Below are 25,959 nucleotides of genomic sequence, written 5' to 3'. Positions count from 1 at the left end.
ATCAATTTATTACTTTACTTCTCGGTTTAACACAGTTTATTTAACCATACGCGTCAAGTTAAGGAAATAAAGGTATGAAAGAGATAGAATAATAAGGTATAAGTTCTCCCAGAAATACTTTTAGTGAGAGAACCAATGAATAAAATAACTAGCTTATCAAAAAAGCTCAAAGAATTTTTTAATGAAAAAGCAGATAAAATCTCAACTACAACAAGGTTTATAAAAAGAAAGAGAAAGCTAAAAGGTTCATCGTTCGTAAAAGCCATGGTCTTGGGTAATATAGGGGTTGATAATTGTAGCGTAGAAACAATGTGTCAATTACTAAACGAGGACTCGATAGATATAACAAAACAAGGTTTGGATTTTAGATTTACTGAAGAAGCAGTGGAATTTATGAAAAGGATGTATAATGAATCTGTGGTTCTCTTCAAAAATATCTTGCAAGTTGATTGCAAAATCTTACAGCAATTTAATAGTGTTAAATTATTGGACAGTAGCTATATTACTCTACCTAACAGTATGGAAGAGATGTATAAAGGTTATGGTACTAGCTACAGTGGCTATGAAAGCAATACTAAGTCTGGAATAAAGTTACAATTAGTTTTCGACTACATGAATCAGATAATAGACCAACTTAATTTAACGGAGGGAGTAAGATCAGACCAGGGATATAGGAAACATTTAAGTAATATATTAAGCAATGATTTGCTAATATCTGATCTCGGTTATTTTGTGTCAAGTTCTTTTAAACAAATCAATGAAATAGGAGCTTATTTCATAAGTCGTTATAAATCCGATACCAACATATATGATGTAGAAACAAATCAAAAAATGGAGTTATTAGAATGTTTAGAGGATAAGTTATTTTTAGAAAACGAGGTATTGTTAGGAAAAGAAGCAAAAATTAGAGTAAGAATTATATGTCAGAAACTAACTGAAGAACAGTCTATGGCCAGAAGAAGGAAAGCTAATAGATTAGCAAGATCGCAGGGATATACATCCTCTAAAAGAAATCAAAAATTGTTGAACTGGTCAATATTTATAACTAATGTTCCAGAAAATAAAATTAGTGCTGAGCAAGTATTAACGATTTACAGAGTAAGGTGGCAAATTGAGTTATTATTTAAATTGTATAAAAGCCATATCAGACTTGATAAGCTAAAAGGAAAGCCATGCAGAGTATTATGTGAACTATATGCTAAATTGTGCGCAATTCTTATATTTCACGGCATAGTTGGTTGCACAGAAGTGAAAAAGAATACAGAACTTAGCTTAACAAAGGCATTTATTGAGCTAAAAAGGCGGGTTAGAGAGTTATTCTTAACATTAAATTGTGTAGTCAGTAAAGTTCAAATTTTCCTCAAAAAACTCATCTCAACCTGGTCAAAATTCTCCTTAAAAGATAAATATAGAAAAACAAGAATATCAACTTTGAGTGCACTAAATTTGTTCATTTTTCCTTAACTTGACGCGTATGGTTTATTTAACACTCCCGACAAGTTCTAATCATTAATGTTATACACGTTCTTTTCTTTTTCTATTCTCTCTTGTTCTTCAATACAATACATAGCAAGCGGGTTAGCTTTAAGTCTTTCGACTCCTATTTCTTCTCCCGTTCCATCGCAGTAACCATAAATGCCTAGTTTTATTTTTTCCAACGCCTCCTTAATTTTTTCTTTTCTATCTTTTCGGCGCTTAATTAATTCTCCATTTTCACTATCAGAATAAATACTACTATCTTCTAGATCTTGTTTCTCCAGTTCAGAGAGTATTGATTTTAACTTTAAGCTAAAGTATTCCAGTTGTTTTACGTTCATATATTCTTCATTTTCTGAAGGAACGTAATCTTCCGGTAACTTTATTTTTATTAATTTTTCCATAGCATTATCAATAAAATATATTAAAACTTATATAACTTGTAAACACAAAAAATTATACTACCCTCAAAGTAAACACTATAATTTATAATAAACATTTAAAATCCTGGTATGATTAGTTTGGTAAAAAAATTAGTAATAAATGATAATAATCTTACTTATATAGTATGTATTTTTATTATAATGTTAAGTTTATCTTCATATACACTTGAAAACAACAGTAAACAAGAAGTCATATTAACATTAACATGGATATGTGCTACATTTGTTTTGCAGATCTCTACAAATAATTTATTTACATCTGATTATCATGATGGAATATTAGAGCAAATCTTTGTGCAGCCACTCTCTTCTAGGCTGATAGTTGCTTATAAAATCTTCGCTCACTGGTTGTTATTTGGGTTACCGATTTCAGTGATTTCTTTCATGTTCAGCTTTGCAATTCTAGGCAATAATATTGAACATTCAATAGCAGTTGGAGTGTCTTTATTATTTAATACGCTGATAATCATTAATATTTCAGCTACTGGAAATGCATTGATGATTGGTCGAAATAACTTAGCATCAGGAGTGTCGCAAATTCTTGTTTTGCCAATGATAATGCCAACTTTTGTATATTTCAAATTGCTAACTCAATTTGAAAATTTATCCTTGAATATTTATACACTACTAATCACCATCTTAGTTTTTGTCATTTTAATTGTTAACAGCACTATAACTACTCACATAGCATTAAAATTTGCTGTGGAGCAGGATTGAAAAAACTTACTAGTTATTTACTTGTATCTGCTTAGTTAAGGGTGTTAACTTAAGTAGAGATGGAGACATTAGACTTCTTGCATGAATTACAGCGTGTGAAACCATTATTGGATTTCAGACTGGCTGGTTATGCAAGAAATCTAATATCTATCGAAGAGTCAGAAACTTTTATAACTTACCTTTAATCAACCTAACCCATGCGTGCCAATCTCTCTCACCAAGATTGCTTTCGAAAGACAGAAGATCCTTTACGGCTTTTGAGCAAATTTCTTCACTTGGAATTGACAACTCCCTATTCATTGCTAGCATCAGGCATTGAGTTTTACAAGCTTGTTCTAAGTGATACGTATAAAACATTGCTTCTTGTATAGTCTGACCACATGTTATAGATCCATGATTGCGCATTAACATCACAAAATTTTCTTTCAAATCAGCTATTAATCTTTTTCCTTCTGTATCATCAAGTGCCAGGGAATTATAATCATGGTAAGATACCTTATTATAAAAGTGCAGCGCCCACTGACTTATTGGGAGTAATCCATCCTTGAGAGAAGAAACTGCTACAATAGAAGGTGTATGTAGATGAAAAATTGCTTGAATATCTTTCCTTGCTTGATAAATGAAGCCATGGATTACATAGCCAGTTTTATTATATTGATATTCTTTGCCTTCAATTATATTCCCATCAAACGATACTTTCATCAATGAACTTTCATCTACTTCATAAAAACGTATACCAAACGGATAAACATAAAATGACTTTTTATCTTCAGAACGTACAGAGAGATGAGTATACGTATGATCATCTAATTTAAGATAAGATAAAATTTGATAGGCGTTAACTAGGTCTCTTTTCAACTCACTATTTGTTAATAACATAGCTCTTGACTAAAATTTTCTAAAGATTTATACGTAAAAAAAAGTTTATTACAAACTAAAAGGTGAACCTACGTTAAAATACTAAGCACTTTTACTTGCCTTAGGTGATTAGAGTTTACATTTCTAGATTAAATAATATTTTAACTATAAAAACGGCTTTTTATGTAATATTTCATATGTTTTAAAGCCTTGTTTTTATGTTATTATAAGTGTAGATTTTAATATTAAAAGTAATATGGTAAATATTGACATAAAAAAACAGCTAACAAAATTTTTCATATATATCACCGGTCTTCCAGGAAGTGGTAAACTTTCTACAGCAATAGTATTATCTAGTATGATAAATGCACTAATTGTAAGTGGATTTGAATATAATCAAACTTCCAAAGAAGTTCAAAATAGAATATATAACATTGTGCAGGTTATGCTTCAGGCAGTAGAAGCCTATCCAATTGATTCAAAAATTATATATTTCTTGATGACTTAATGAAAAATAATAATGACAACATAACAATATATAACTCAATAGTAGAACTTAGTAAAAAAATGAGCACAAAAATCCTTCCCATAGTACTTAGGTGCAATCCATTGATATTACAAGAGCGTACTATATTAAAAAAGCAAAGAAAAAATAGGAAGGTTACCAATATAAATAGTATTAAATTTAGAGCGGAAAATTTATTTGTGCCACCAAATGCTATAGAGATAGAAAATTCAAATATGAGTATAAAAGAAGTAGCAGAAGAAATAGTAAGTCAGATGTACAAACTTGGCCAAATTAATAGTGTTTACGTGTACTAAATAACACTTGATCTGACACTTTAAAAAAGTAAGTTATAAAATAATAAACAAACAAAAGGAGTGTTAGAAATGAGTACAATACAAACAAAAATACTAAAACCAAAGTTGGGATTGCTAGAACTTGCAAAGCAATTAGGAAATGTATCACAGGCGTGTAAAGTAATGGAGAGATACGTTTTATCGATTCAAGGAATTATATGAAAATGGAGGAGAAGAAGCATTACATGAAATAAGTAAGAAAAAACCTCTATTAGCAAACAGAGTTTCCGAAGATATAGAAAGGGCAGTAATTGCCATAGCTACAGAATTTCCAGCATATGGACAACAAAGAGCTGCAAATGAGCTTAGAAAAAGGGGCATAATAATCTCTGAAGGTGGAGTGAGATCTGTATGGCTGAGAAATGACCTTGAGACCTTCAAAAAAAGACTGAAGGCTCTTGAGGCAAAAGTTATGCAAGATGGAATAATTCTAACAGAGGAGCAACTTGCGGCTTTAGAAAAAGTTAAAGAACAAAGGGAAGCACATGGTGAAATTGAAACAGAACATCCCGGTTATTTAGGTTCTCAAGATACTTATTATGTAGGCAATATCAAGGGTATAGGAAGAATCTATCAGCAAACTTTTATTGATACCTATTCAAGAGTTGCTATGGCAAAGCTTTATACAGACAAAACTGCAATTACTGCAGCAGATCTTCTTAATATACCTTTCTTTGATGGGCAAAACGTACCATTGTTGCGCATTTTGACTGATAGGGGTACGGAATACTGTGGCAAACCAGAAAATCACGCTTATCAGCTATATTTAGGAATTGAAAATATTCTAAAACCAACTCCGCAAACTAATGGCATATGCGAGAGATTCCATAAAACTATGCAAGATGAGTGTTACAATATTATTTTTCGCAAGAAAATCTACAATTCTTTGGAAGATCTGCAGATAGATGTTGATCATTGGTTGCGTTCTTACAATGAGAGCAGGCCTCACTCAGGTAAATACTGCTATGCCTATGCAAACTTTTCTTGATAGCAAACACATTGCTTTTCAGAAAAATATTAGTAGCATTAAACAAGAGACTGATATTAGTTTTAACTACCTCAATTCTTCTGTCAGTTAATTCGTGTCTGTCAGATTAAGTTGTGTCTAGTACAAAAGTTTTTCCTAAAGAGTCATACAGACAAGAGTAGTCATAAAAAAAGTAGGGAGATTTTCGAAAAAGAAAACAGTATATATAAAGCACTGAGTACAATAATAGAAATATATGAAAAGTACTACTTCGGAGCAGTATTTTGTGATTTAAAGGAGTTTTTAGGTTGGAAGTTAGAAGATATAACAGAAAAGAGTGTTGCTGAGCATGTGTTATCAATGGAACAACCGTTAACATCTGGTTGTGAATTAACACTTATAGCATATAATGAACATAAAAAATCAACTAGAGGTATTAAAGATAAAATATTAGAAAATTTTAGAAGATTAATAGAAGTACAAAATGAATTATTAAATGATGATAAAAATGAGGAACTAAAGAAAGAAAAGAAGGATATAGAAGATAAACAAAAAGATTTATCGGAGAAATTAAAATCACAACTTAAAGAATTAAGAGTGTCTTATAAATACCTTAAAAAACACTTTAGTGAAGAGATAGAAAGATGTAAGAAAACAATAAATTCATCAGAGGATAAGTTTATAAAATATAAGAATACGAAACGTATAAAAAACCTGAAAATAAAGTTGGAAATGTATGAAAGAGAAGAAGAGAATATGGAAAACTTCCTTTTTAAGGTTGAGGAAACAGAGGGCAAAATATTGCTCAAAGAAGTAAGAAACCATAAACTGGAAATAGGAGGTTGTGCTTTAGCTGTAATAGTTACTGGTAGTGTGGCGGTTAAGTTACCAGTTATAGCATTACCATTGGTTTTTGTGTTACCATTTATAAAAGGTTTTTATGATGATTACAAAAAATCCAATGAAGAACGTAAAGAGAGAAAGTCGAAGGAGACGGAACATGACTATATGATAGCATACCAGGATCTATGTAATGGATATGATAAATTGATGAAGGAAGGGACAATACTTGGTAATTTTCTAGTTAGTGTAGGCATAGGACATAAAGAAAATGAAAAGGAATTAAAAGAAAAAGCAGAAAGCTTAAAAGGGAAATTTAAAACACAAAATGAGACGAAAGTTAATGTTGAAGAGTATCTGAAGGACGAAAAAGGAAAGGCTAAGTTTCTTAAGAAGGAAGCAAAAGAAGTCGCAATACGTTTGGAAAAAGCAATAGAGAGTCTGAATAAAGAAAAAGTAAGAAATGAAATGGCACAGGCAGGAAAAAAAGCTATTCATTTAATGTATAGTAAAGCTTGTAATTTTAAAATACCCATAGAGACAATAATACAAAATCAAAGTGTGCAAGAGTGCTTAGAACAGCAGTGTACTTTCCTGGTGTTAAATACAGACTATAAAGAGAAATTTAAGGGTATTTGCAATGAATACAGAAATCTCAAAGAAGAGTTAAAGAGCAAACAGCTTAGACTTCAAGAAAAATATGTATTCGATAAGGAAGAAAAAAAGCATGTTATGGGTAAGTTGGCAAAATTAAATGATGAAATTGATAGATTAAGCAAAAATTTTGTTCAGCGTGAGCATAAGGAAAATGAATCTGCAGAAGAATTTGATGACGAGGCTATTAATGAATTAAGATTCCATGTAATTGCAGAAACAAAGCAAGCAAGAAAAGCTACAGAGCAAGAAAGAAAAGCATTGATAGAGGAAAAAAATGCAGTTGAAGAAATAGTGACACAATTACAAATGTCAGATTCGGTGCAAATGCAACTACCAAGCTCTGCATTTAGTAGTGTAGCTCATGAACCGGTTGCAGGACCTTCTTGGAGAATATAAAAGATTTAAAATTTTTGAAAAGCTTGAACTAATATAGAAAAGATTTTATAAAAATATCAGTCTATTAGTGCCACAGCAAATTGAATTATTTACTTTTTACAAAAACATAAAAAGATCGTATATTTGTGAGAACACGTTGAGTAAAAACATGGTCACAAAAATAAAAGTGTGAAATCTTTGCAACAAAGATAAACAAGTCAGTTCGTATGTAAATTTAGCAAAACGAGCCAATCTAGCTGGTTTTATGGTATAGTAAAATTATTATATAAAAAAGTTCGTATGTATCGTTTGGTAGACCAACGCATCCCAAGAAAAACAGTTCTCACGCTTCTTGGTTTTGGTTGCTGGAAATGGCTACTTTTATTAGACTTTTAGTAAAATATGATACTAGATCAATAGTAATTTATTTAATAGCAAAGGAAAACTGAGGTAATGTAGAGAAAATAAAATTTAAAGATAAAACGAAACTCTTAATATAAGCCCAGCTCAAAAACTTCAACAAAATACCATAATATTCAAAAATCCTTTGTTTTTCTGATGCATCTAATTACTATATAAAAGCTTTAGGTAATATAGGGGGTGTGTATGCTGAGGACACAACATCGAGTAAGTAATCTAAAAAAAGAGATTAATTCAGAAATCATTGATCGGTTGAAAGAGCAGCTGAATAAGCAACAAAACAGTAAATCTTTTCAATTTAAAAATAGAATAAGACGTCAATATAACCCTAATGATATTAATATTGCCAAGTTGTTTCTTGCGATACGTGAGCATAGAACGGATAATCCTCAGCTAAATAAGATTAGTGAAATTGAAGGGTTACTTACTCAAGTAGAAAATATTAATGATATTGATCTCAATGATGGTGGTAATACACCATTACATGTTGCTGTAAGCAAAAATCATCAAGACATTGTCGAACTTCTTTTGAATGTGCCTGGTATAGATGTAAACATTAAAAATAAGGATGGTAAAACTCCACTTGATATTGCTAAGCAATCAAATAAGGAAAAGATTATTGAGACTTTAGAAGAACATTTAAAAAAATCTTCTGGTCAAGTAAAAAGACTTTCTACACAGGAAAAGGAAGTGCATGAAAAGCTCAGAAAGTTTGTTGAAGATTTTGTATTTATTTATGAACGCTCTTTATCAGAATATTATGAAAGACTAGAAAATCAAAAGGAAAAACCAGGTAAATGGGCTGATTTTATTAATAAACTGACGAGGACAGGAAAAGGTGGAACAGAACAAGGAGAAGGGGAATCAAAGGTAATTCCTCTTATTGGAATCAACGTTCTTCAAATAATAACATCTGGCATTGGTAGTCATCATAATAGAAAAGAGCTAAAAAAGCTGACAGATCAATTGTATATCTTTAAAAAAGATCCGGTTAAAGTTAGGGAAGAGTTAGTAAAATCTGGTGTTGAGATCTTTCAAAGTTTTGAGAGCCAATTTGTACAAGTTAAAGCAGATGGAAGTTGGCAGAGAGCAATGACAAAATTAGCAGAAGATGCTGTGAGCAGAGTGGTTGATTACTATAGAAAAAATACCGAAGAAGAGTTTTGTGCTTTCTCAATTACTGAGGGTATTATTTTGGGAAAGTCAAAAACATATAAACAAACTTCTACTGGTATTCCTCATATTAAGCCAGGACATACTTTAGAAAGTAAAAATTCATGGAATACTGCAGAATTATTTGATAAAGCGGGATTAGTAACAATAAAGAGCGATGGTAGTGCTGATAAATACTATAGGAGAAGAGATGGAAAGAGTGATACTAGCAAATATGGCTATCGTCTTCTTTTTAAATGGGAAGTAGAAAAGAAGATAAAAAAATTCACAATAGAATACAGTGAAGAAAATCCTCCTAGAGAAGAGTATAGGTATGTTTTAAAGCCATATGAGGGAAAATGGCAAGGTGAATTATTGAATGAGATTAATAAGCAAGATCCGAAGTTAATTGAAGAGAGGTTACTAAGCAATTTTAAAGAGGAATTTAAGCAGGAAGCTGAAAAGAACTTCAATGAATTAGAGGGTTATATAGGTAAGAACTTTAATGAGCTATCAAGTTATATAGAAAGTAATCAAAACGAGGTTAAGAAAGTCTTTAGTGAGATAATAAAGCAACATCAGGAAGCTAGTCAAAAGATAGCACACTCTATTGCAGAGGGAAGAAAGGAAATTAGAGAAAGTTTCGAGAAAGTAGATAAAAAGCTTGATGAAATACATAGTATAATCGTAGCAAGAGAGCAAGTAAGAGAGCCAATTTGGTTTGATGTAAAGAAGCCAGTAATTTTGTTTGCTGGAAGAAGGGAAGAGTTAATTGACCTACATAATAAGATACAACGTAGTTCAGAAAAAGTAACAGTAATATCACAAATAACCTTAATTAGCGGTTTAGGGGGAATAGGTAAAACTGAGTTAGCTAGACAATATGTTCAAGAATATAGTAAAAATTATTATGACAACGTTATATGGATCAACGGTGAAAGCGAGGTAGCTCTTATTGAATCATTTACTCGATTAGCGAAGGATAAGCTAAAAATTGATACAAAAGATGCAAATGGAAAAGAAAAGGATATAAGATCTACCGTAGAAGAAGTTTACAATTTTTTTAGTAATAGCAAAAGCTTATTTATTTTTGATGATGCTGAGGAAAGTAATTATTTGAATAAATTTTTACCACTACATGATTCATTACCGGGTGGTAATGGACCTTATATTTTAATTACTTCTCGTAATCTAGAGTGGGACAAAGGGATAGAAATTATTAACCTGAACGAATTAAAGCCAGAAGAAGCGATAGAATTTGTAAAAAAGGGCTTGAGTATAGAAGATGAATCTCAAAATGAAAAGATAAAAACCTTAGTAGAAAAATTGCAATACTTTCCTTTAGCTATAAAACAAGCAATAGCATACATTGAGGACCAAAGAGTTACCAGGGAATTTGATATAGATGATTATCTGAATGAATATGAAAAGAAGACGAAAGACCTGCTTGATTCTGCATTATTCAGAGGAATTGATAATGATTACGCAAAAACAACTTTCACCACTTGGAAAATTACAACCGATGAAATAGCAGGTAACAAAGGATATGGAGAATTAGCTTTAAGGATTTTAAATATTGTATCTTATCTTGCACCTGAGAAGATTAGCAGAGAAGTATTTTTAGGTTTGACAGGGATTAGCGAGGAGGAATTAAGGTCAGCTATTCGTTCACTTATAAAATATTCTATGGTGAGTGGCGAGCAAAAGCAAAGTGTGTTGAGTACCCATAAATTAGTTCAAGAAGTGACAAGAATAGCGTTAGCAGAGGAGGGTAAAAGCAAGGAGGTTATGGACGAGACTTTCAAGTTACTAGAAGCAAATTTTCCTTATGGTGGTGATAAATTAGAAGACTATCTTAGGAAACGAGAATTATTACCACACTTAGAGGCATTTTTATCACATATAGATAATTGGTTAAAAAAGAACCCTCAAGATAAAGAAAAAATAGAAGAAGATTACCTTAAGAATTTATTAATATGGATAAGTGATGGGTATTTTAGCTTTGGTAATCCCAAAAGACAAAAGGAGTTGCTAGAAAGGGCTTTACCTATTTTAGAGAAGCATTACGGAGTAGAGCACTTTGAAGTTGCTAAAACATTAATAAACTTGAGCATCCCTTATGAGGCTTTAGGTGGTTATGAAGAAGCAAAAGAGTTACTAGAAAGGGCTTTACCTATTTTAGATTATATGGGAAATCATGTTGAAGTAGCTAAAACATTAGTAAACCTGAGCATCCCTTATGGAGCTTTAGGTGATTATCAAAAAGCAAAAGAGCTGCTAGAAAATGCTTTATCTATTTTAGAGAAATATTATGGAGCAGAACATTTTGAAGTAGCTATGGCTCTAGTAAATCTTAGTACCACTTATGGAGCTTTAGGTGATCATGAAGAAGCAAAAGAGTTACTAGAAAGGGCTTTACCTATTTTAGAAAGACATTATGGAGAAGATCATTTTTACGTAGCTATGGTTCTAGCAAATCTTTGTGTTGTTTACGAGATTTTGGGTGATGCTCAAAGAGCAAAAGATTTGCTAGAAAGGGCTTTGCCTATTTTACGAAAGCATTATGGAGAAGATCATGTTGAAGTAGCTATAGCTCTAACGAATCTTAGTAACTTTTACGAAACTTTAGGTGATTATGAAGAAGCAAAAGATTTACTAGAAAGGGCTTTGCCTATTTTAGAGAAGCACTATGGAACAGGGCATTTTCAAGTAGGGATAATGCTAGAAAGTTTAGGTATGTCTTGTCTAGTTTTAGGTGATTATGAAGAAGCAAAAGAGTTACTAGAAAGGGCTTTACCTATTTTAGAGAGACATTACGGAGAAGATCATTTTGAAGTAGCTGAAACATTAGTAAATCTGGGTATCAATTATGGAGCTTTAAATGATTATCAGCAACAGAGTGAGTTGCTAGAAAGGGCTTTGCCTATTTTAGAGAAGCATTATGGAGAAGATCATTTTGAAGTAGCTATAGCCTTAGAAAATTTAGCTTTTGCTGAGAAAGCTTTAGGTAATCATCAAAGAGCAGCAGAGTTACTAGAAAGGGCTAATAAAATATATCGAAAAGGTAAAGTTGAAGAATGTTTGCCGAGTACAAGTTTAGGAAGAAGAAAAAGAGAAGTAAAGATCGGGGAGTGTGAGCTTTCTTGGGAAGATGTAGATAAATTTAACACAGAAAAAGATGAGAAAAGAGATTTTAGTAAAATTAAGATAGATAGTGAAAAGTTCGTTAATTATATTAAAGATCTACCAGAGGAAAAGCATTCTCAGCTAATTGAGCTAGCAGGTAAAGTTCAAGTTAAGGGTAAGTTTAGCAATTTGGTTGATAAGCTTACCAGTAATCAGAAAGTCATGAATCATTTAAGTAGAGTAAAGAAAATCTCTAGCATAACCATGCATGGAATGATGGTTAAAAATGTTTTAGCTGACTTTTTTAATGGAGATTATCAGGGTGTAGCAATTAATGTTGGTTTTATAGCCGGTGGTCAAGGATTTGCTAAAGTTGCTGAAGTTGCATCTCGTAAAGGATTAAATTTACTCTCAGAAGGAAAAGCATTACTTGGTAAATATTTAAGAGCAGCATCACCTTTTCTTGCACGTGGTACTTCTGCCTTTGTTGTTTATGATCTAGTAAATCAGATAAAAGCATTTAGAAACGGTACGGAAGAAGCATTAGTTGGCGTAGTAGGAGATAGTATTTACCTAGGTGTTGATACTGCAGAGGTTGGGATTGAAGTTGCTGAAGGTTTTGAAGTATTAGAAGGAGTATCATCTATTACTGGACCAATTGGAGCAGGAATGGGAGCTGTAGTATTTGTTGGTACTGATATTTATACGGCAATAAAGAGAGTTGATAAAATTGATGAAATAATTCACTTAACTGGAAGGGAAAAATTTATTGAGGGATTGCATGCATTTATAGGTATGCAACCTGAACAATATATAGAAGAATTAATGGAGGAAAAACAACTTTATAACCAATTAGTTAAGCAAGGATTTGAGTATCTAAAGAAGCATAGTGATATTCAAAGCTATGTCTTTCCTACTGGTAAATCAATTGTAGATTTTTGTCGTGAAATGTCATACCCAACATCAATTGGAATTATATTAGGCTATCATACTGAAGAATGCACAACTAAGTTTGAGATAGATTTGAACAGTACAGTACTACTTGATAGAAAAAGAAATGATATAAAATGGAGTAGAGCAAGACCGGATGATCCAAGCGGTGGAAGATTATTTTGTTTACCAAGAGGAGATGGTGAGCCTGCTCCAAATTATGGTTCATATTTATGTGAAAATGCAATTGGTTTATCTAATAACAAAACAGAAGGGTATACTCTAATTAATTTAGGAGAAGGTGAAGATTATGCAAAAGGATTTAAGGATAGCCCGAACATATTTGTAGTGAATGATGGTTCTAAAGAATACTATGGGGGAAATAAGAATGATATATTTGTTTTACAGGGAGATCTTATAGCAGGGTACTTGTACGGAGAGGATGGAATTGATACCTTAGATCTCACTGGGTTTGCTCAAGAAGCTATAAGTGTTAGTGTGTATTTAAATACAAACATTAGTACTATCATATATAAGCACAGTGGTTATTCTGGATTAAAAATTAATTCAGTAGAAAGAGTGCTTGGTAGAAAAGCTAAGGCAGACCGTATATTTAATGTATGTGAAACTAAATTCGTGGATGGTAATGGTGGTAGTAAAGAAAAACTTGATTATTTGCAGATAGAAAGTAATAACTGTGCCTATAATATACAAGTAATAGTTAGGCCTTATACTCAACTAGATAATCTGGCACTAAAAGGTAACTTTAGCTATATTATACCATTTCAAAAAGGTATCGCATTTGTTAAATTACTTAATAGTTTTGAAAGTAATCATAGGTTTATATTCGACTACTTGCTTGCTGATATTCAGAGTGTTGATGTTAAAGATCAAAATAGCATAAAGTTCAATTTTTTTCCAAAAGTTGCAAATGGAAACTTTAGTATAGCTATCTCATATAACATAATGAACAATATAATCTATCAATTAAAAGACAGCGCTGAAATAAAAGTGGGTAAGGAAAGAAATTTGTATGCAATACAGAGTACTAATACAACTATTGATGAAATTATAAAAAGTTATCCAGCTATAGCGAATAAACTCAATATGACTATCGCTGTGCAATCAGGTGGTGAATCTATACTTGTTGGACATGGGAAATTTGAGGCACTTCACAATCACCCAATCCATAACAGTCACTTAATTGGAAATGGTGGTGAGAATATATACGTAATTACTATAGCTTCAGGTAAGAAAAGATATGAACATAGTATTTCTTCTATACCAGAAGTAAACATCTATAATTTTGATGAAGGAAGTTCCATAGATACATTAGATTTACGTAACGTGGTAAAAATAATACAAGATGATTTGAAAATACATATTAATCTGCCAAGAATTTTTCAAGATGGAAATGATTTGCTAGTTAAGTTAGAAACAGAAATGGGACAAAGTTTTTTATTAGAAGTGCTAACAATAAGATTAAAAGACGGTTTGGATTGGTATGAAAATCTTCATATCATCTCAGATAGTGCGCCTATGAAAATAAGTTCTGAATTAGAATTAAAACCACAACCTTTGATATTTGAAAAGGATAAGGAGATTATTGTGGTAACTGATCAAGATGTGGAGAAAGGTACTGAGCTTATAACGCCTAGAAAAGGAGGAAACTATACTTTTGTTCGTAACAATTTCCGTGATTTAATAATAACTAATGCTTTTGACTCGACTATTACTAGAGATGATCTTTGCAGTATTACACTTAATAAATTCTATAAAATAACTAAGATGAAAACGTTATCAATAAAATTTGCTGATAAAGAGATAGTGTTAAAAGATCATGAGAAGGAAATAAGTATGGCAAGAGATATAAATATTGTAAAAAGAGAGTATAAGGATCAAGTGTACGATGATGTTTTCACAGAAGTTATGATGTTATCTGACCAACCTCATAGACATAGGCAGCACATTAGAAACCGTAGAAGTGAGTACACAATGAGTAGTGGTACAAGACCATCTTCGTGGATAAATGGTTTATTTGGTTGGATAAAAAGCTCTATAGGTGGGTTTATAGCTGCTTTGCCTGAAACCTCAGCAAATTATTCTAATACAGCTGGTAATAGCCAATTTAGCAGTGAAGTTTGTGTCAGCAATAATATTGGCTTAGGATTCTTCTTATTACAAAGTTTCTTAGATAAAAAATATCCTCTTCCTAAGTTTTGTTCTGTTACTCCTGAAGAAGCTCTGGCTAACACACTGAATATCGTAGAAGAATTTGAAAAGATATTTGAAAAAACAGCTAAACAATCTGATGTACTAGTAAAAGATGTTAACTTTTTTAAAGTATATTTAGATATAGCAGGCCACGTAAGGAACGAGAGTTACTCCCAAATACCAAATATTTTATATTCAGCTGCAAAAGAAGCTTGTCCGAAAAGTGAAAAGTTTCTGAGTATTTTAAAATGCAATATTGAAAAGATGCTAGACAAGCAGCAGATGACTAATAGTAGATATGAAATGCAAATACCTAACGACATTGCTGATAATAAACCTAGAAGCTATTTCAATAATACAACAGTGGACAAGCGACTACAAAGATCATATCAAGCCATTTCTTCCTGAAGTTGTTTAATTTCATCTACCGAAAGGCCGGTAATTTGAGCTATAACATCTATAGAAACAGCGGCCTTAAGTGAATTTTGTAACTTCAATTTTACCTTTTTGTTGATGGCCGATTTGGATGCCTTCTAGTCTACCTTTTTGAGTAGCATCATCGAGTTTTTGAGCAAGAACAGCCTGTTCATCACGAATACGCTTGATCTCTTGTTCATAGGCAATAAATTCTTTTCTGACCAGTTGAATCTATTCAGCTCTTCATAGGCCTTTTTAATTATTATAGTCCTTCTCATAATAGTAGAAACATGATAAAATAGAGACTTAGGGTAATAAGAAGGTAAAAGTGCCAGCAGCATACAGTTATGACTTAAGGAAAAAAGCCATGCAGGCGTTAGATGAAGGAGAGAGTAAAACAGCAGTAGCAAAGAGGTTCAAAATCGGTAGAGTAACATTATACAAATGGGAGAAAAGGCGGAAAGAAACAGGAATCGAAGAAACTGGGGAATAGAGGCTATAATCATAAAATCACTGATTGGAATTCATTTGCAGAATTTATAAAAAAATACGGCGGTAAAACACAATCAGAGGTGGCCAAACTCTGGGGAAATATAAGTCGTCAAACGATTCATAGAGCTCTAAAAAAAATTGGATTTACACGCAAAAAAAGAGTTATGGATATAAAGAAAGAAACGAAGAAAAACGAGCTCAATTTTTGAAAATCATATCGGCAAAGTCCCATAAAAATTTGGTATATATTGATGAATCCGGTATAGACAATACAGAAGATTACCTATATGGATATTGCAGAAAAGGAGAATGCACTAAAATCAGGTAAGAAAACTCAGAGAGTTAGCATGATTGCAGCTTTAAATAAGGGAAAAATCGTTGCACCTATGACCTTCGAAGGCTATTGTGATACAGAGGTTTTTAATGGCTGGTTTGAGCAATTTCTTGCACCAATTTTACATCCTGGACAAACGGTGATTTTGGATAATGCAACTTTTCATAAGTCTAAAAAGACTGTTGAATTTGCCAAAAGTGTTGGTGTAGATATTCTGTATCTACCGCCATATTCTCCAGATTTCAATAAAATTGAGCACCATTGGTTTCCTATAAAAACAGAATCAGGAAAAACATTCCTCTTTTTAAATCTTTTCGCCAGGCTGTCGACTCTGCTTTCCTTCATTTGTTCCCACTATAGTATTTCCTAAAGTAAATGATAAAGGTATAATGAAGTATTTGAGTTATAATGGCATATAGTGTGGATTTAAGGGAAAAGGCAGTATTGATGATAGAAAAAGGGAAGACAAAGGTTGAGATAGCAGAGCTCATGGAGATAGGAATAGCAACTCTGTACCGCTGGTTAAAAAAGAAAGCTGCTGGTGAAAGCCTAAAGCCATCTAAAAACGGTAGCTTTATTCGAAAAATAGACCCAAAAATACTCGAAGAATATGTTACAAAGAATCCAGATCATACTCTGGCAGAGATGAAACAAAATCTTGGATTTGGAATAAATTCAATTTGGTATAGACTAAAACAGCTAAAAATTACTTTAAAAAAAAGTCACACTATATCAAGAGCGCAATCAAGAAGATAGGCAGCAATTTATTGATAAAATCTCAAAAATAGACCATTCCAGCATCTTATATATAGATGAAGCAGGAGTTGATAATAAGTTATACCGAGAATATGGACGTGCTCCAAGAGGAAAGAAAATTTATGCAGATATTCCAGGGAGAACTCGAGAGAGAATCAGTATAGTAGCCGGGTGGATTGGAATGAGATTTATTGCACCAATGACTTTCAAAGGTGGGTGTGACAAAGAGGTATTCAATATATGGTTGGAGAAGATGTTATTACCTAAATTGCCACTTGGCACAACCATAGTTATGGATAATGCTACATTTCATAAGACCACTAAAACAAAATCATTAATAGAGTCTTTTGGCTGTCATGTGCTGTATCTTCCAACATATTCACCAGATTTGAATCCCATAGAACACTGTTGGCATACCATCAAAAGCCGCCTCAGACCTCTAATGTATAAATGTACAGACTTACAACTTTTGGTTGGTAATACCATAATGGAAATTTATCATTCATTTTAGAAAATACTATATTATGAGAAGGGCTATACATGGAGAAGAAGCGCCTAGATACTCAAAGAAATATCTGATACCAAGATTAGCTTATAGAATGCAGGAAAAAGCGTATGGAGAAATGTCAAGAAAGGGGAGAAAAAGACTAGAGTATCTGGCAGATCGGCTAGAGAAAGGCAAAAGAATAAGTAGCGATAAACTGCCAGTAGAGGGAACAGAGCTAATATTAGAGAGAGGGGAAGAGACGCATCACTGCCATTAAGTTAAGGAAAAGTGATGAACTGTATTATAAAATCAGGTAAGATTCACAAATTAAAAGAAGTAATGACATGAGTAAAAAAAAGAATAATCATGTTTATAAAAAATAAATTGATGAGTTTAAACTTTATAAACGCACACAGAGCATCCTCAAAAGACTTCTCACGAAAAAGAAAGCTGCCCTTCGTTAATGTATTTCTCCTGATTTTTAGAAAGAGTGTAAAGTCATTACAAGTGATGCTTAATGAGTTTGTTCTGCATACAAGAAAAGATTATACAATTACGGCAAGTGCATTTACTCAAGCAAGAAAGAAGCTAAAACATACTGCGTTTTCAGAGTTAAATGATGATATAGTTTCCCTATACTACCAAGATCAGGAATTTAAAACCCACCATGGCTTCAGAGTACTTGCATTTGATGCTTCAATACTGATTCTGCCAAAGAGCGACAAAATAATAGGTGAGTTTAGCTCAAGAGCAGTATGGAATGGAATCCAGAGATTTGAAGACTATACAAGTGCAACCTTTGAAGTTTGCTACGATGTGCTAAATAATATTGCAATAAAATCTGTGCTAAGTAGAGGTGACAGCTATGAGGTTGATTTAGCAATCGGTATGCTTGAATCCATAAAATCAGACGATTTGTTAATCTGTGATAGAGGATACGTATCTTATCGATTTCTTGCTGAGCTTACAGGAAGGAAAATCAATTATATAATTCGCTGTTCAAGTTCGTCTTTCAATGAAATAAACGCTATGTTTAAGCCGGAAAGCCCATCTAGTACGGTGGTAGTGTCTACCGCACCTATTAAAGTAGCAAGACAGCTACGAAAGCTAGGATTACCTGATGAGATGAAATTCAGGTTAGTCAAAATAATACTTTCTTCTGGCGAAGTTGAAGTGTTAGTAACATCTCTGTTAGATGAGAAACGTTTTACAGTTGAAGAGTTTGAGAGATTATATTACTTGCGCTGGGGAGTAGAAACATTTTTTTCTAGGCTGAAGGGAAGATTAAATTTAGAGAATTTCACAGGAAAAAGTATTGAAACTATCAAGCAGGATTTTTGGTCAACTATCTTCATCAGTAATCTAGAAAGTATCATGATAGAAGATGATGAAGAGACATTGAGCTCACAGAATAGTAAACTAAAAAAAAGCATCAATAAATCTGTCTCATTTAATGCGATTAAAAACTTAGCCTTTGATATTTTTTCTACAGAGTCAGACATAGACTGCATTATGTATCGACTATCACAGTTATTTTTGATGAACACTTTAGTGGTGAGAAAAGGGAGAAGAGTTGATCGTCATAAGATATCTGATATTCGTTCACTCAACTACCAGAAAAGAGCTAGAAAACATGTGTTTTAAATTCAAGATATCTTTTCAGTATCATTGCATTAGTACATTCTTTGCAAAATAACCTGCAATTATTACTTTTTTAAATAACTTGCACTTTTCAGACTCCCTTTTCTTAAAAATTCACCCTAGTATTTACCATAATTATCAATCACTTCAAATTTTTTGTCCAATCTTAACTTCTCTTTCCCTTAACTTAATGGCAGTGATCCCAGTGTCCCTTCTATACATCATCCCAGTGCTCCTTCTATGTCATCCCAGTGCTTGACACTGGTTTCTTACCAACAAAAACCTAGCATAACTTTTGTGCTCAAAAAATTTCCAGCATCAAGTGCTGACCTGAAGCTTTAGCTACAAATATTAATAAATTTACCAAGCGAAAAAAAGGCAAAAAAATCCCCATGTAACGAGTTTAATAATGTAAATTGGCGCTGTAATAATGTGCTAACGCTTAAAATAAGCGCGTTTTGGCTGAATGTAGAAAAAATAAAAAAGACATGCAGCCGCTATAATTTTTATGTAATTTGCCAATAAATATCTGAGTTTTTTACTGAATTTTTGTTATTGAACCCGCGCGGATCGAAAACAAGGATAAATACTCTTATTGTCATAATAAGGGGGCTGGCGCAGTTTGTCAAGGAAGTTTTATGCGAGAGATCTATTGAAATACTCCTGCAAAATCATACTATTAATTAGTACACTATAAATTTAAAATTATAAATATGTTAAGCAAATTAGTAACTTTGCTATTAATTTTTATATTTCCCTTTTACTCACACTCATATCAGTTTAGAACCAAAGCAAAGCAAGCAATTGTTTTAGATTTAGCTTCAGACTCTTTCATTTTTGAACACAATTCCAGGGAAAAAATGGCCCCATCTTCAATGAGCAAATTGATGACTTTATATGTAGCTTTTGACTATCTAAAAGCTGGAATAATAAAAATGGAAGATAAATTTCGAGTGAGCAGAAAAGCGTGGGAAAGGAAAGGCTCTTCTATGTTTTTGAAAGAAGGTCAATTTGTTACGGTAAAAGAACTACTTGAAGGAGTTACAATTGCCTCAGGTAATGATGCATGCATAGCGCTAGCCGAGGGTATTGCAGGATCAGAAGAGAATTTTGTTGCTGAAATGAATGAAGTTGCACAAGATTTGAATCTTAATGATAGTCATTTTGTTAACTCAAGCGGATGGCCAGATGAAAACCATTTTATGAGCGCAAAAGACTTGGTAACACTGGCAAAAAGGATTTTTACTGATTTTCCTGAATACTATGATCTATTCTCTGAACAATATTTGACATATAACGATATTGTACAAAAAAATAAAAATCTTTTACTTTTCCATGATATTGGAGTTGATGGTCTAAAGACAGGTCATACAAGTGCTGGTGGTTATGGCATTATAGCATCTGCAAAACGGAACGATAGAAGAATTTTTGCTGTCGTGAATGGTTTGGACACCGAGAAAGAGCGAATAGAGGAAGCAAAAAGACTAATACAATATTCCTTAAATCATTTTAATACCAAGAAAATATTTGCTAAGGATAGCGTAGTTGAAGAAATAAATATTGTTTATGGAAAAGATAAAAAAGTGCCCGTTACAGTTGCAAACGATGTTACCATAACTTATAACCGCAGATTACATGATAAAATTAAAGTGCGTATTGAGTATAAAGATATGCTACCCGCACCAATTAAAAAAGGTCAAGAAGTGGGCAAAATTTTTATAGAAATACCTGGTACTGAGCAACAAACTATACCTGTTTATGCAGCAAATGATGTGCAGGAATTGAGCTATATAAAAAAAATTTTTAGAAAGTTGTTTTAATCAGCAAATGTAAGTTAAGTAGACCTGAAATACTAATCTACTTTCAACCCCTCAGCATGTAAACTGCGTGGTAAAGATTCCAACTCTTTTGCAGCAGTGAGTTCTTTATTTTTTGCATGTATACCAAGCTTATTGAATTCTCGAGCAGCGGGAAATACTCTTGCCTCAAGCGAGCCAGCAGTTTTATTGTAATGGTCGACAGCGCTTTTTAAGCTCCTGCGTAAATTGTCAAAGTTTTCGCCCATTGTGCAGATTCGCTCATATAAAATATGGCCTAGTTTACTTATTTTCTTTGCATTTTCTGCTATCACCTCTTGCTTCCATCCATAGGCTACTGCCCTAAGCAGCGCAATTAAAGTTATCGGTGTTGCAATAATAACTTTTTTTTCTATTCCAATTTCTATCAAAGCTGGTTCACACTCCAGTGCTGCGCTGAAAACTCCTTCTCCTGTTAAGAAAAGTACTACAAGTTCTGGCGTATTTTCAAACTGATTCCAATATTCCTTTCTGCCTAGATCGTTTATATGTTTTTTTATTGCCAGAGAATGATTCTTCAATTTTTCCCTTTGTATCTGCAAATCATTTTGCGACATAGCATCCATATAAGAATCAAGTGGTACTTTAGCATCTATTATTATTTGCTTTCCTGATGGCATTTTTATTATCAAATCAGGACGCAACAAATTGTCCTCATTTTTATCAATTACTGAGGCTTGAGTCAAAAAATCGCAATATTCAATCATTCCCGCCATTTCTACTACTCTTTTTAGCTGCATTTCACCCCATTTACCCCTAATGTGAGGCTTCCTCAGGGCGTTAGCAAGGCTAGAAGTTTGACTCATTAATGCTCCAATTTGCTCCCTTAAACCTTCATAGGCCCCTACCCTCTCCTTCTCTAGGTCACGTATTTCACTATCGAATTTTTCTAACTTTTCTTTTATTGGAGTGACAACTTCGTTGATCGTTGCTTGCCTTTTTTTGAAATCACTTTCTGTTTCTTTTAGTTTACTATCGATTACTTCCTTCGCTAAATTCAGAAAATTATTGTTGTTTACCTGCAAAGCATCAAGAGAAAGCGCTTTAAAAGTATTTGTAAGCCTCTCCTCTGCTTTTGTCAGTAATTCTATTTCCTTTTTCTTTTCCTCACGCTCTTTTTGTAGAATTACTTCAAGCTCTGCTTTTTTGACTTTCAACCCAACTATCTCTTCATCCTTATTCAGTAAAGTTCGCTTTGCCTCTTGAAGCTCACGCTCTAATTTAAGTTCAAGATTTGCTTTCTCCTCACTTAGCTTTCTATTCTTTTTTACGACGAAAAAGAGAAATAACAGTAAAAAAAGAAAATTTAACCCGAGAACTATAGAATTGAGAAGCATCAGAATACAGAAAAAACCGCACTCACAATACTATCTAATTTTTCTATATATAAAAAAGAAAAAAGAGCATCAAATGAGGTACTCTTTTGTGAAGGATTTGGTTTACTAATTAATAATCGCCTACACTTGGATTAGTGACATAATGTCTTTTTATTAAAAATCTTATGTAATAGTTATTTTTATCATATCAAATAGCACATATATTAACAACTCGATTTTACTCTCATTGCTTACTATTTACCACATTACAACACTTACAAACCGGTTATTTCATTAAAAACTTAGCTTCAGCCCAGCCAAAAGCACATACCCGGAGTTATTACTTTCGATTTCAGGTTCTTTGGTACTAAATTTTACAATATCTAAGTAGTATGAAGTGCCAAGAGCTAATGGATATTCAAGACTGAAAGCCTGTGATGTTAATTCGTTTGTACCTTTGCCTACAATATCCCTGCTACTACTAAAATATGTTAAGCTCACTTTACGAGAATCAGAATGATAAGCAACACCTGCATTTATATAATTCATATTACTTGTTTCAGGACTACGTTTCTCACCAGATTTACCGCCATTACCGTACGAAAAAATGCAATCAAGTTCAAAAAGTTTTAGCTTCAAGCCAAAATTCCAGTGTAGCAATTGATTACGGCATTTATAATTTTCAGAAGTACCATCCGAGCAATCAGTTAAATTTTCTCTTGCAAACTCACCAGTAAAAGCAGTAGTAAAATTTATTTCATCTGATAAGCCATTTTTATAGGAAAGACCAGCGGCTATTAGATTGTTATATTGCAAATTATTTTTTCCTGGAACATAACTGAGTCCAAGTTGAAAGTTATAGATTTCAGGAGAAATATAGTTTATCGTTGGTTGTTTTAACTTCAGCTCTAGTCCATTATAGTCGCTGTAAATATTGGGTTTTACCCAAAATACCTCATCTTTATCATACCCAGGATCATTATCTTTTTTTTCATTACCGCGCAAATTTGAGTAATTTGTCCAATGACCATTTATTCCTCCGGCAGCTGTGTAAATTTTTGAAGTGTTAATTAACATACTCTGACTAACTAAACTTCCTTTACCATATTCAATTGATCCAAATTCCTGGTTCTTTATGATAAAATACCACTTCTCCATTTCTAACTTTTCTATGTCTAGTGACTTTAAGTTTGCAATACCAGAAACTCCTACCTTAACATTAAACCCCATTTGTGTATTTGGATAAACTTGCTGCAAATAAAGAAAGCGCAGGTCTGAATAGCTTGAGGTCTTGTCTTTTGTAGAGCTAAAAGAATCTCTGTTGAAAGCGTAGCCAAATCTTAAATCTATTTTTCCATCTAGTTCTGCATAAAATATCTCCTTATCTAGAATTACCCTAGCGTTAGCACTCCCTACCACGAATAATAATGAAAATAGTGTGATCAGTAACCTCATAGGCAAGCTTAAATTCTTAATATAAGCTTAACAGAAATAAAAAACAATCCTTGTGTTAGTTATAAATAACAATCACAAAAGTGTTTAAGCACTCTTCACGCTACACTTTTTAATTACATTCCCATAAATCATTGATATGCCTGGTAGATTTCGTCTCAATAACTGCTTATTAATGGCAGAATGTATGCGATTAACTATTTTAGATGTGTTATTTGCATCACAGTTAATCAAAATAAAAAGTACCTTATTCTCATCAATACATCCTAGAAAATCATCACTACGGCAATTTTTATAAAAATGCTCTATGATTACACTCAATGCATCGTTTGTCTCATTCAATTTACTATTGAAGCCTATTATCCCTATAACTGCATTAATTTGATATTCAAAGGCAAAATTTAATACAACATATAACTCAAAAATAGTGGACTCATTGTCTGGTATGTTAAACAAATTGTGGTTTTTATATTTTTTACCTATCAGATATTTATCCCTAAACATTCCTAGCTTATGAAACAGGCTAATGTCACGTATTAATAGCTCATAATTAATCTTGCTATTAGTAAATTGCGTTGTGCGAAAAACTTTTACCTTTGTTTTTATATCTTCTCCTTGAGCGTCGATTAAAGAAAAGCCTATCACTTTTGGCAATATATCGGGCAAATCGCGCCCATCTTCAGTATACTCCAAATAGCTTTTCATATCTTCAGCTGCTCTTTTACTTAAAATATTGATTAACGGCTTATTAAGTAAATTCTCTCCCTCACATTTTAATAAATTCCTTGCAGCTTGATTGAGTCCCAAGATTAATACGTTCTTTTTCTCATTATCCTGACAAACAGATATCACAGCATCATCTTTCCTTCTTTCAGTTATAAAATCTTCCATATCTTCTCACATATAACGTATTTATAAGTATAATAAGATTGTATTAAAATTCATTTACCCATTAATATACTTGATAAAGTATAGAAAAATCGTCATGTTGCTGCATGTTCTAAGTAATGATAAAGGAATCAAAATTACAAATATAATTTTGCTTATTCTCTTTATACCTTCACTACAACAACTTATTTTGCTGTATTGGATTAGATGGTTGAATATAACCGAAACTACTGTAACACGATTCTTCGTATGAAGGTAGTAGTTCCTCAAGCGGTGCTGAAGGTTGTACTTTTTCATAATTGTCAGAAGGAAAATTGTCTAATTCTTTATTATTAGTTGCCTTATCCATACATTTTATTGGTTGCTCTATATAGTCTTGTATTTCTTTTGTAAAACTATGATTTAGATAACAACTTGTTAAGTAAGCTACACCTGCTACTGTTAGTGCTAATGCTACAAAAACTAAAGGTGAAGCTCCTATACACCTAAAAACCTTTACTTTATACATACTCATATGAGCAGGTGGGTCAATGGTTGTTGCCAAAAAAATAAAAAAACCAAGTGAAAAAAATATTAACACGCAAATTCCACCCAATGAACAAGATCCTAACGCTACTTCTTTTAATGATTCTTCGTTTTTCTTGTTATTATTAAGGCTTCGATACATTTTATTAACGTTAGTATTGCTAATATAATCTTCTAGTTCTTTTAAAATTTGAGTCTTTAACTCTTCAATCTCATTATCTATTAACGAATAGTATTTTTTATACCGCTGCTTCAATTGAACGTCTAATACTGATTTACCACCATTGAGAAGATTTAAAATGTCTTTTTTGCATAACTCAATCTCCTGAGAAATTTTAGAATCGTTTTGTCCTTTTATATCTTGATCCACTTTATCCTGTAGTTTTTGACCAAAATCTTTAAATACAGTTCTGCAAGAAAGGTATTTTAATATAATAGGTAAAGCTAGCTCATTTCCCTTACTAAGCAAAGATAAAAGCTTCAAAGCAAAAGAATTAGGTACTGCCTCTCTTGGTAGAATTAAGGTGAAATCTTCCAATACTTGGCAAACTAATTTTATTGAAGAATCTTTAAACCCTTTTGTACCAAATTTTAATGAAGCAAAAAATTCTTCTAATTCTTCAAAAGGACAACTATTTTCCTCTAATTTTACTTTTATAATATTGCTTAACATTGTAACTCCACTAACCGTTTTATACATGTAGCTTAACACTATTTTAATAATTTATTAAGAAAGTTTAATTGTTAATTATAATATTT

General features: G+C 32.4%; 14 protein-coding genes and 5 pseudogenes. 12 read left to right on the top strand and 7 right to left on the bottom strand.

Going from position 1 to position 25,959, the window contains the following annotated elements:
- Window positions 1–135: 135 nt before the first annotated feature.
- On the top strand, window positions 136–1,464 hold the full coding sequence (locus AAGD65_RS02190; RefSeq protein WP_264682442.1) for an IS4 family transposase: 1,329 nt from the start codon (window positions 136–138) through the stop codon (window positions 1,462–1,464).
- A gap of 38 nt (window positions 1,465–1,502) precedes the next feature.
- Here AAGD65_RS02190 and AAGD65_RS02185 read toward each other — a convergent pair whose 3' ends face one another.
- Window positions 1,503–1,880, bottom strand: coding sequence for a TraR/DksA family transcriptional regulator (locus AAGD65_RS02185; protein ID WP_254229723.1), 378 nt, complete (start codon window positions 1,878–1,880; stop codon window positions 1,503–1,505).
- 108 nt (window positions 1,881–1,988) lie between these two features.
- Between AAGD65_RS02185 and AAGD65_RS02180 the strand changes: the two genes are divergently transcribed.
- Entirely contained in the window at window positions 1,989–2,636 is a 648-nt protein-coding gene (locus AAGD65_RS02180; RefSeq protein ID WP_264683211.1) for a heme exporter protein CcmB, read from the top strand.
- A gap of 168 nt (window positions 2,637–2,804) precedes the next feature.
- Here the strand turns inward: AAGD65_RS02180 and AAGD65_RS02175 are convergent, their stop codons facing one another.
- Window positions 2,805–3,515: a class II aldolase/adducin family protein gene (locus AAGD65_RS02175; RefSeq protein ID WP_007302673.1), complete on the bottom strand. Its 711-nt coding sequence runs from the start codon at window positions 3,513–3,515 to the stop codon at window positions 2,805–2,807.
- Between the two features lie 235 nt (window positions 3,516–3,750).
- Between AAGD65_RS02175 and AAGD65_RS02170 the strand changes: the two are divergent.
- The 4 genes and pseudogenes from AAGD65_RS02170 (at window position 3,751) to AAGD65_RS02155 (ending at window position 15,444) form a co-directional block, all read left to right on the top strand.
- A pseudogene (locus AAGD65_RS02170) lies at window positions 3,751–4,316 on the top strand (AAA family ATPase).
- 69 nt (window positions 4,317–4,385) lie between these two features.
- Window positions 4,386–5,434 (top strand): annotated as a pseudogene (locus tag AAGD65_RS02165) (IS481 family transposase).
- 20 nt (window positions 5,435–5,454) lie between these two features.
- Entirely contained in the window at window positions 5,455–7,215 is a 1,761-nt protein-coding gene (locus AAGD65_RS02160; protein ID WP_264683210.1) for a hypothetical protein, read from the top strand.
- Between the two features lie 585 nt (window positions 7,216–7,800).
- On the top strand, window positions 7,801–15,444 hold the full coding sequence (locus tag AAGD65_RS02155) for a tetratricopeptide repeat protein (protein ID WP_341810976.1): 7,644 nt from the start codon (window positions 7,801–7,803) through the stop codon (window positions 15,442–15,444).
- Here AAGD65_RS02155 and AAGD65_RS02150 read toward each other — a convergent pair.
- A pseudogene (locus AAGD65_RS02150) lies at window positions 15,426–15,734 on the bottom strand (transposase); the annotation flags it as partial. The gene AAGD65_RS02155 and the pseudogene AAGD65_RS02150 sit on opposite strands and share 19 nt — an antisense overlap.
- A 47-nt stretch (window positions 15,735–15,781) precedes the next feature.
- Between AAGD65_RS02150 and AAGD65_RS02145 the strand changes: the two are divergent.
- The 6 genes and pseudogenes from AAGD65_RS02145 (at window position 15,782) to AAGD65_RS02120 (ending at window position 20,983) form a co-directional block, all read left to right on the top strand.
- Window positions 15,782–16,639: pseudogene (locus tag AAGD65_RS02145) on the top strand (IS630 family transposase).
- Between the two features lie 48 nt (window positions 16,640–16,687).
- Window positions 16,688–17,035: a transposase gene (locus AAGD65_RS02140; protein WP_264336399.1), complete on the top strand. Its 348-nt coding sequence runs from the start codon at window positions 16,688–16,690 to the stop codon at window positions 17,033–17,035.
- A gap of 10 nt (window positions 17,036–17,045) precedes the next feature.
- A complete protein-coding gene (locus AAGD65_RS02135; protein WP_306794344.1) occupies window positions 17,046–17,546 on the top strand; it encodes an IS630 family transposase in 501 nt (166 codons plus the stop codon).
- A 19-nt stretch (window positions 17,547–17,565) separates the two neighbouring features.
- Window positions 17,566–17,787, top strand: a pseudogene (locus AAGD65_RS02130) (DUF2924 domain-containing protein); the annotation flags it as partial.
- Window positions 17,788–17,888: 101 nt separating this feature from the next.
- Window positions 17,889–19,166, top strand: a complete 1,278-nt coding sequence (locus AAGD65_RS02125; protein ID WP_264683173.1) for an IS4 family transposase — start codon at window positions 17,889–17,891, stop codon at window positions 19,164–19,166.
- 710 nt (window positions 19,167–19,876) lie between these two features.
- Window positions 19,877–20,983 carry a D-alanyl-D-alanine carboxypeptidase family protein gene (locus tag AAGD65_RS02120; protein WP_264683172.1) on the top strand — a complete coding sequence of 369 codons (1,107 nt, stop codon included), beginning with the start codon at window positions 19,877–19,879 and terminating at the stop codon, window positions 20,981–20,983.
- A gap of 32 nt (window positions 20,984–21,015) precedes the next feature.
- Here AAGD65_RS02120 and AAGD65_RS02115 read toward each other — a convergent pair whose 3' ends face one another.
- The 4 genes from AAGD65_RS02115 to AAGD65_RS02100 all read right to left on the bottom strand — a co-directional run bounded on the left by AAGD65_RS02115 (window position 21,016) and on the right by AAGD65_RS02100 (window position 25,873).
- Complete coding sequence (locus AAGD65_RS02115; protein WP_264374667.1) at window positions 21,016–22,356, bottom strand: DNA recombination protein RmuC; 1,341 nt, start codon at window positions 22,354–22,356, stop codon at window positions 21,016–21,018.
- A gap of 273 nt (window positions 22,357–22,629) precedes the next feature.
- On the bottom strand, window positions 22,630–23,790 hold the full coding sequence (locus AAGD65_RS02110) for a porin (RefSeq protein ID WP_264683171.1): 1,161 nt from the start codon (window positions 23,788–23,790) through the stop codon (window positions 22,630–22,632).
- 84 nt (window positions 23,791–23,874) lie between these two features.
- Complete coding sequence (locus AAGD65_RS02105; protein WP_264683170.1) at window positions 23,875–24,678, bottom strand: hypothetical protein; 804 nt, start codon at window positions 24,676–24,678, stop codon at window positions 23,875–23,877.
- Window positions 24,679–24,850: 172 nt separating this feature from the next.
- Window positions 24,851–25,873 (bottom strand): hypothetical protein, encoded by a 1,023-nt coding sequence (locus AAGD65_RS02100; protein ID WP_341810975.1) that lies wholly within the window; start codon window positions 25,871–25,873, stop codon window positions 24,851–24,853.
- Window positions 25,874–25,959: the final 86 nt, after the last annotated feature.

The organism is Wolbachia endosymbiont (group B) of Chesias legatella (assembly GCF_964026945.1).
GTDB lineage: Bacteria > Pseudomonadota > Alphaproteobacteria > Rickettsiales > Anaplasmataceae > Wolbachia.
Note: the sequence above shows the minus strand (reverse complement) of the source record. Positions and strands in the feature narration are given on the sequence as shown.

Bases quoted from the DNA above. Each gene is read 5' to 3' on its own strand.
- AAGD65_RS02190 (WP_264682442.1), top strand. From the start codon at position 136: ATGAATAAAATAACTAGCTTATCAAAAAAGCTCAAAGAATTTTTTAAT.
- AAGD65_RS02185 (WP_254229723.1), bottom strand. From the start codon at position 1,880: ATGGAAAAATTAATAAAAATAAAGTTACCGGAAGATTACGTTCCTTCA.
- AAGD65_RS02180 (WP_264683211.1), top strand. From the start codon at position 1,989: ATGATTAGTTTGGTAAAAAAATTAGTAATAAATGATAATAATCTTACT.
- AAGD65_RS02175 (WP_007302673.1), bottom strand. From the start codon at position 3,515: ATGTTATTAACAAATAGTGAGTTGAAAAGAGACCTAGTTAACGCCTAT.
- AAGD65_RS02155 (WP_341810976.1), top strand. From the start codon at position 7,801: ATGCTGAGGACACAACATCGAGTAAGTAATCTAAAAAAAGAGATTAAT.
- AAGD65_RS02140 (WP_264336399.1), top strand. From the start codon at position 16,688: ATGGCATATAGTGTGGATTTAAGGGAAAAGGCAGTATTGATGATAGAA.
- AAGD65_RS02125 (WP_264683173.1), top strand. From the start codon at position 17,889: ATGTTTATAAAAAATAAATTGATGAGTTTAAACTTTATAAACGCACAC.
- AAGD65_RS02120 (WP_264683172.1), top strand. From the start codon at position 19,877: ATGTTAAGCAAATTAGTAACTTTGCTATTAATTTTTATATTTCCCTTT.
- AAGD65_RS02115 (WP_264374667.1), bottom strand. From the start codon at position 22,356: ATGCTTCTCAATTCTATAGTTCTCGGGTTAAATTTTCTTTTTTTACTG.
- AAGD65_RS02110 (WP_264683171.1), bottom strand. From the start codon at position 23,790: ATGAGGTTACTGATCACACTATTTTCATTATTATTCGTGGTAGGGAGT.
- AAGD65_RS02105 (WP_264683170.1), bottom strand. From the start codon at position 24,678: ATGGAAGATTTTATAACTGAAAGAAGGAAAGATGATGCTGTGATATCT.
- AAGD65_RS02100 (WP_341810975.1), bottom strand. From the start codon at position 25,873: ATGTTAAGCAATATTATAAAAGTAAAATTAGAGGAAAATAGTTGTCCT.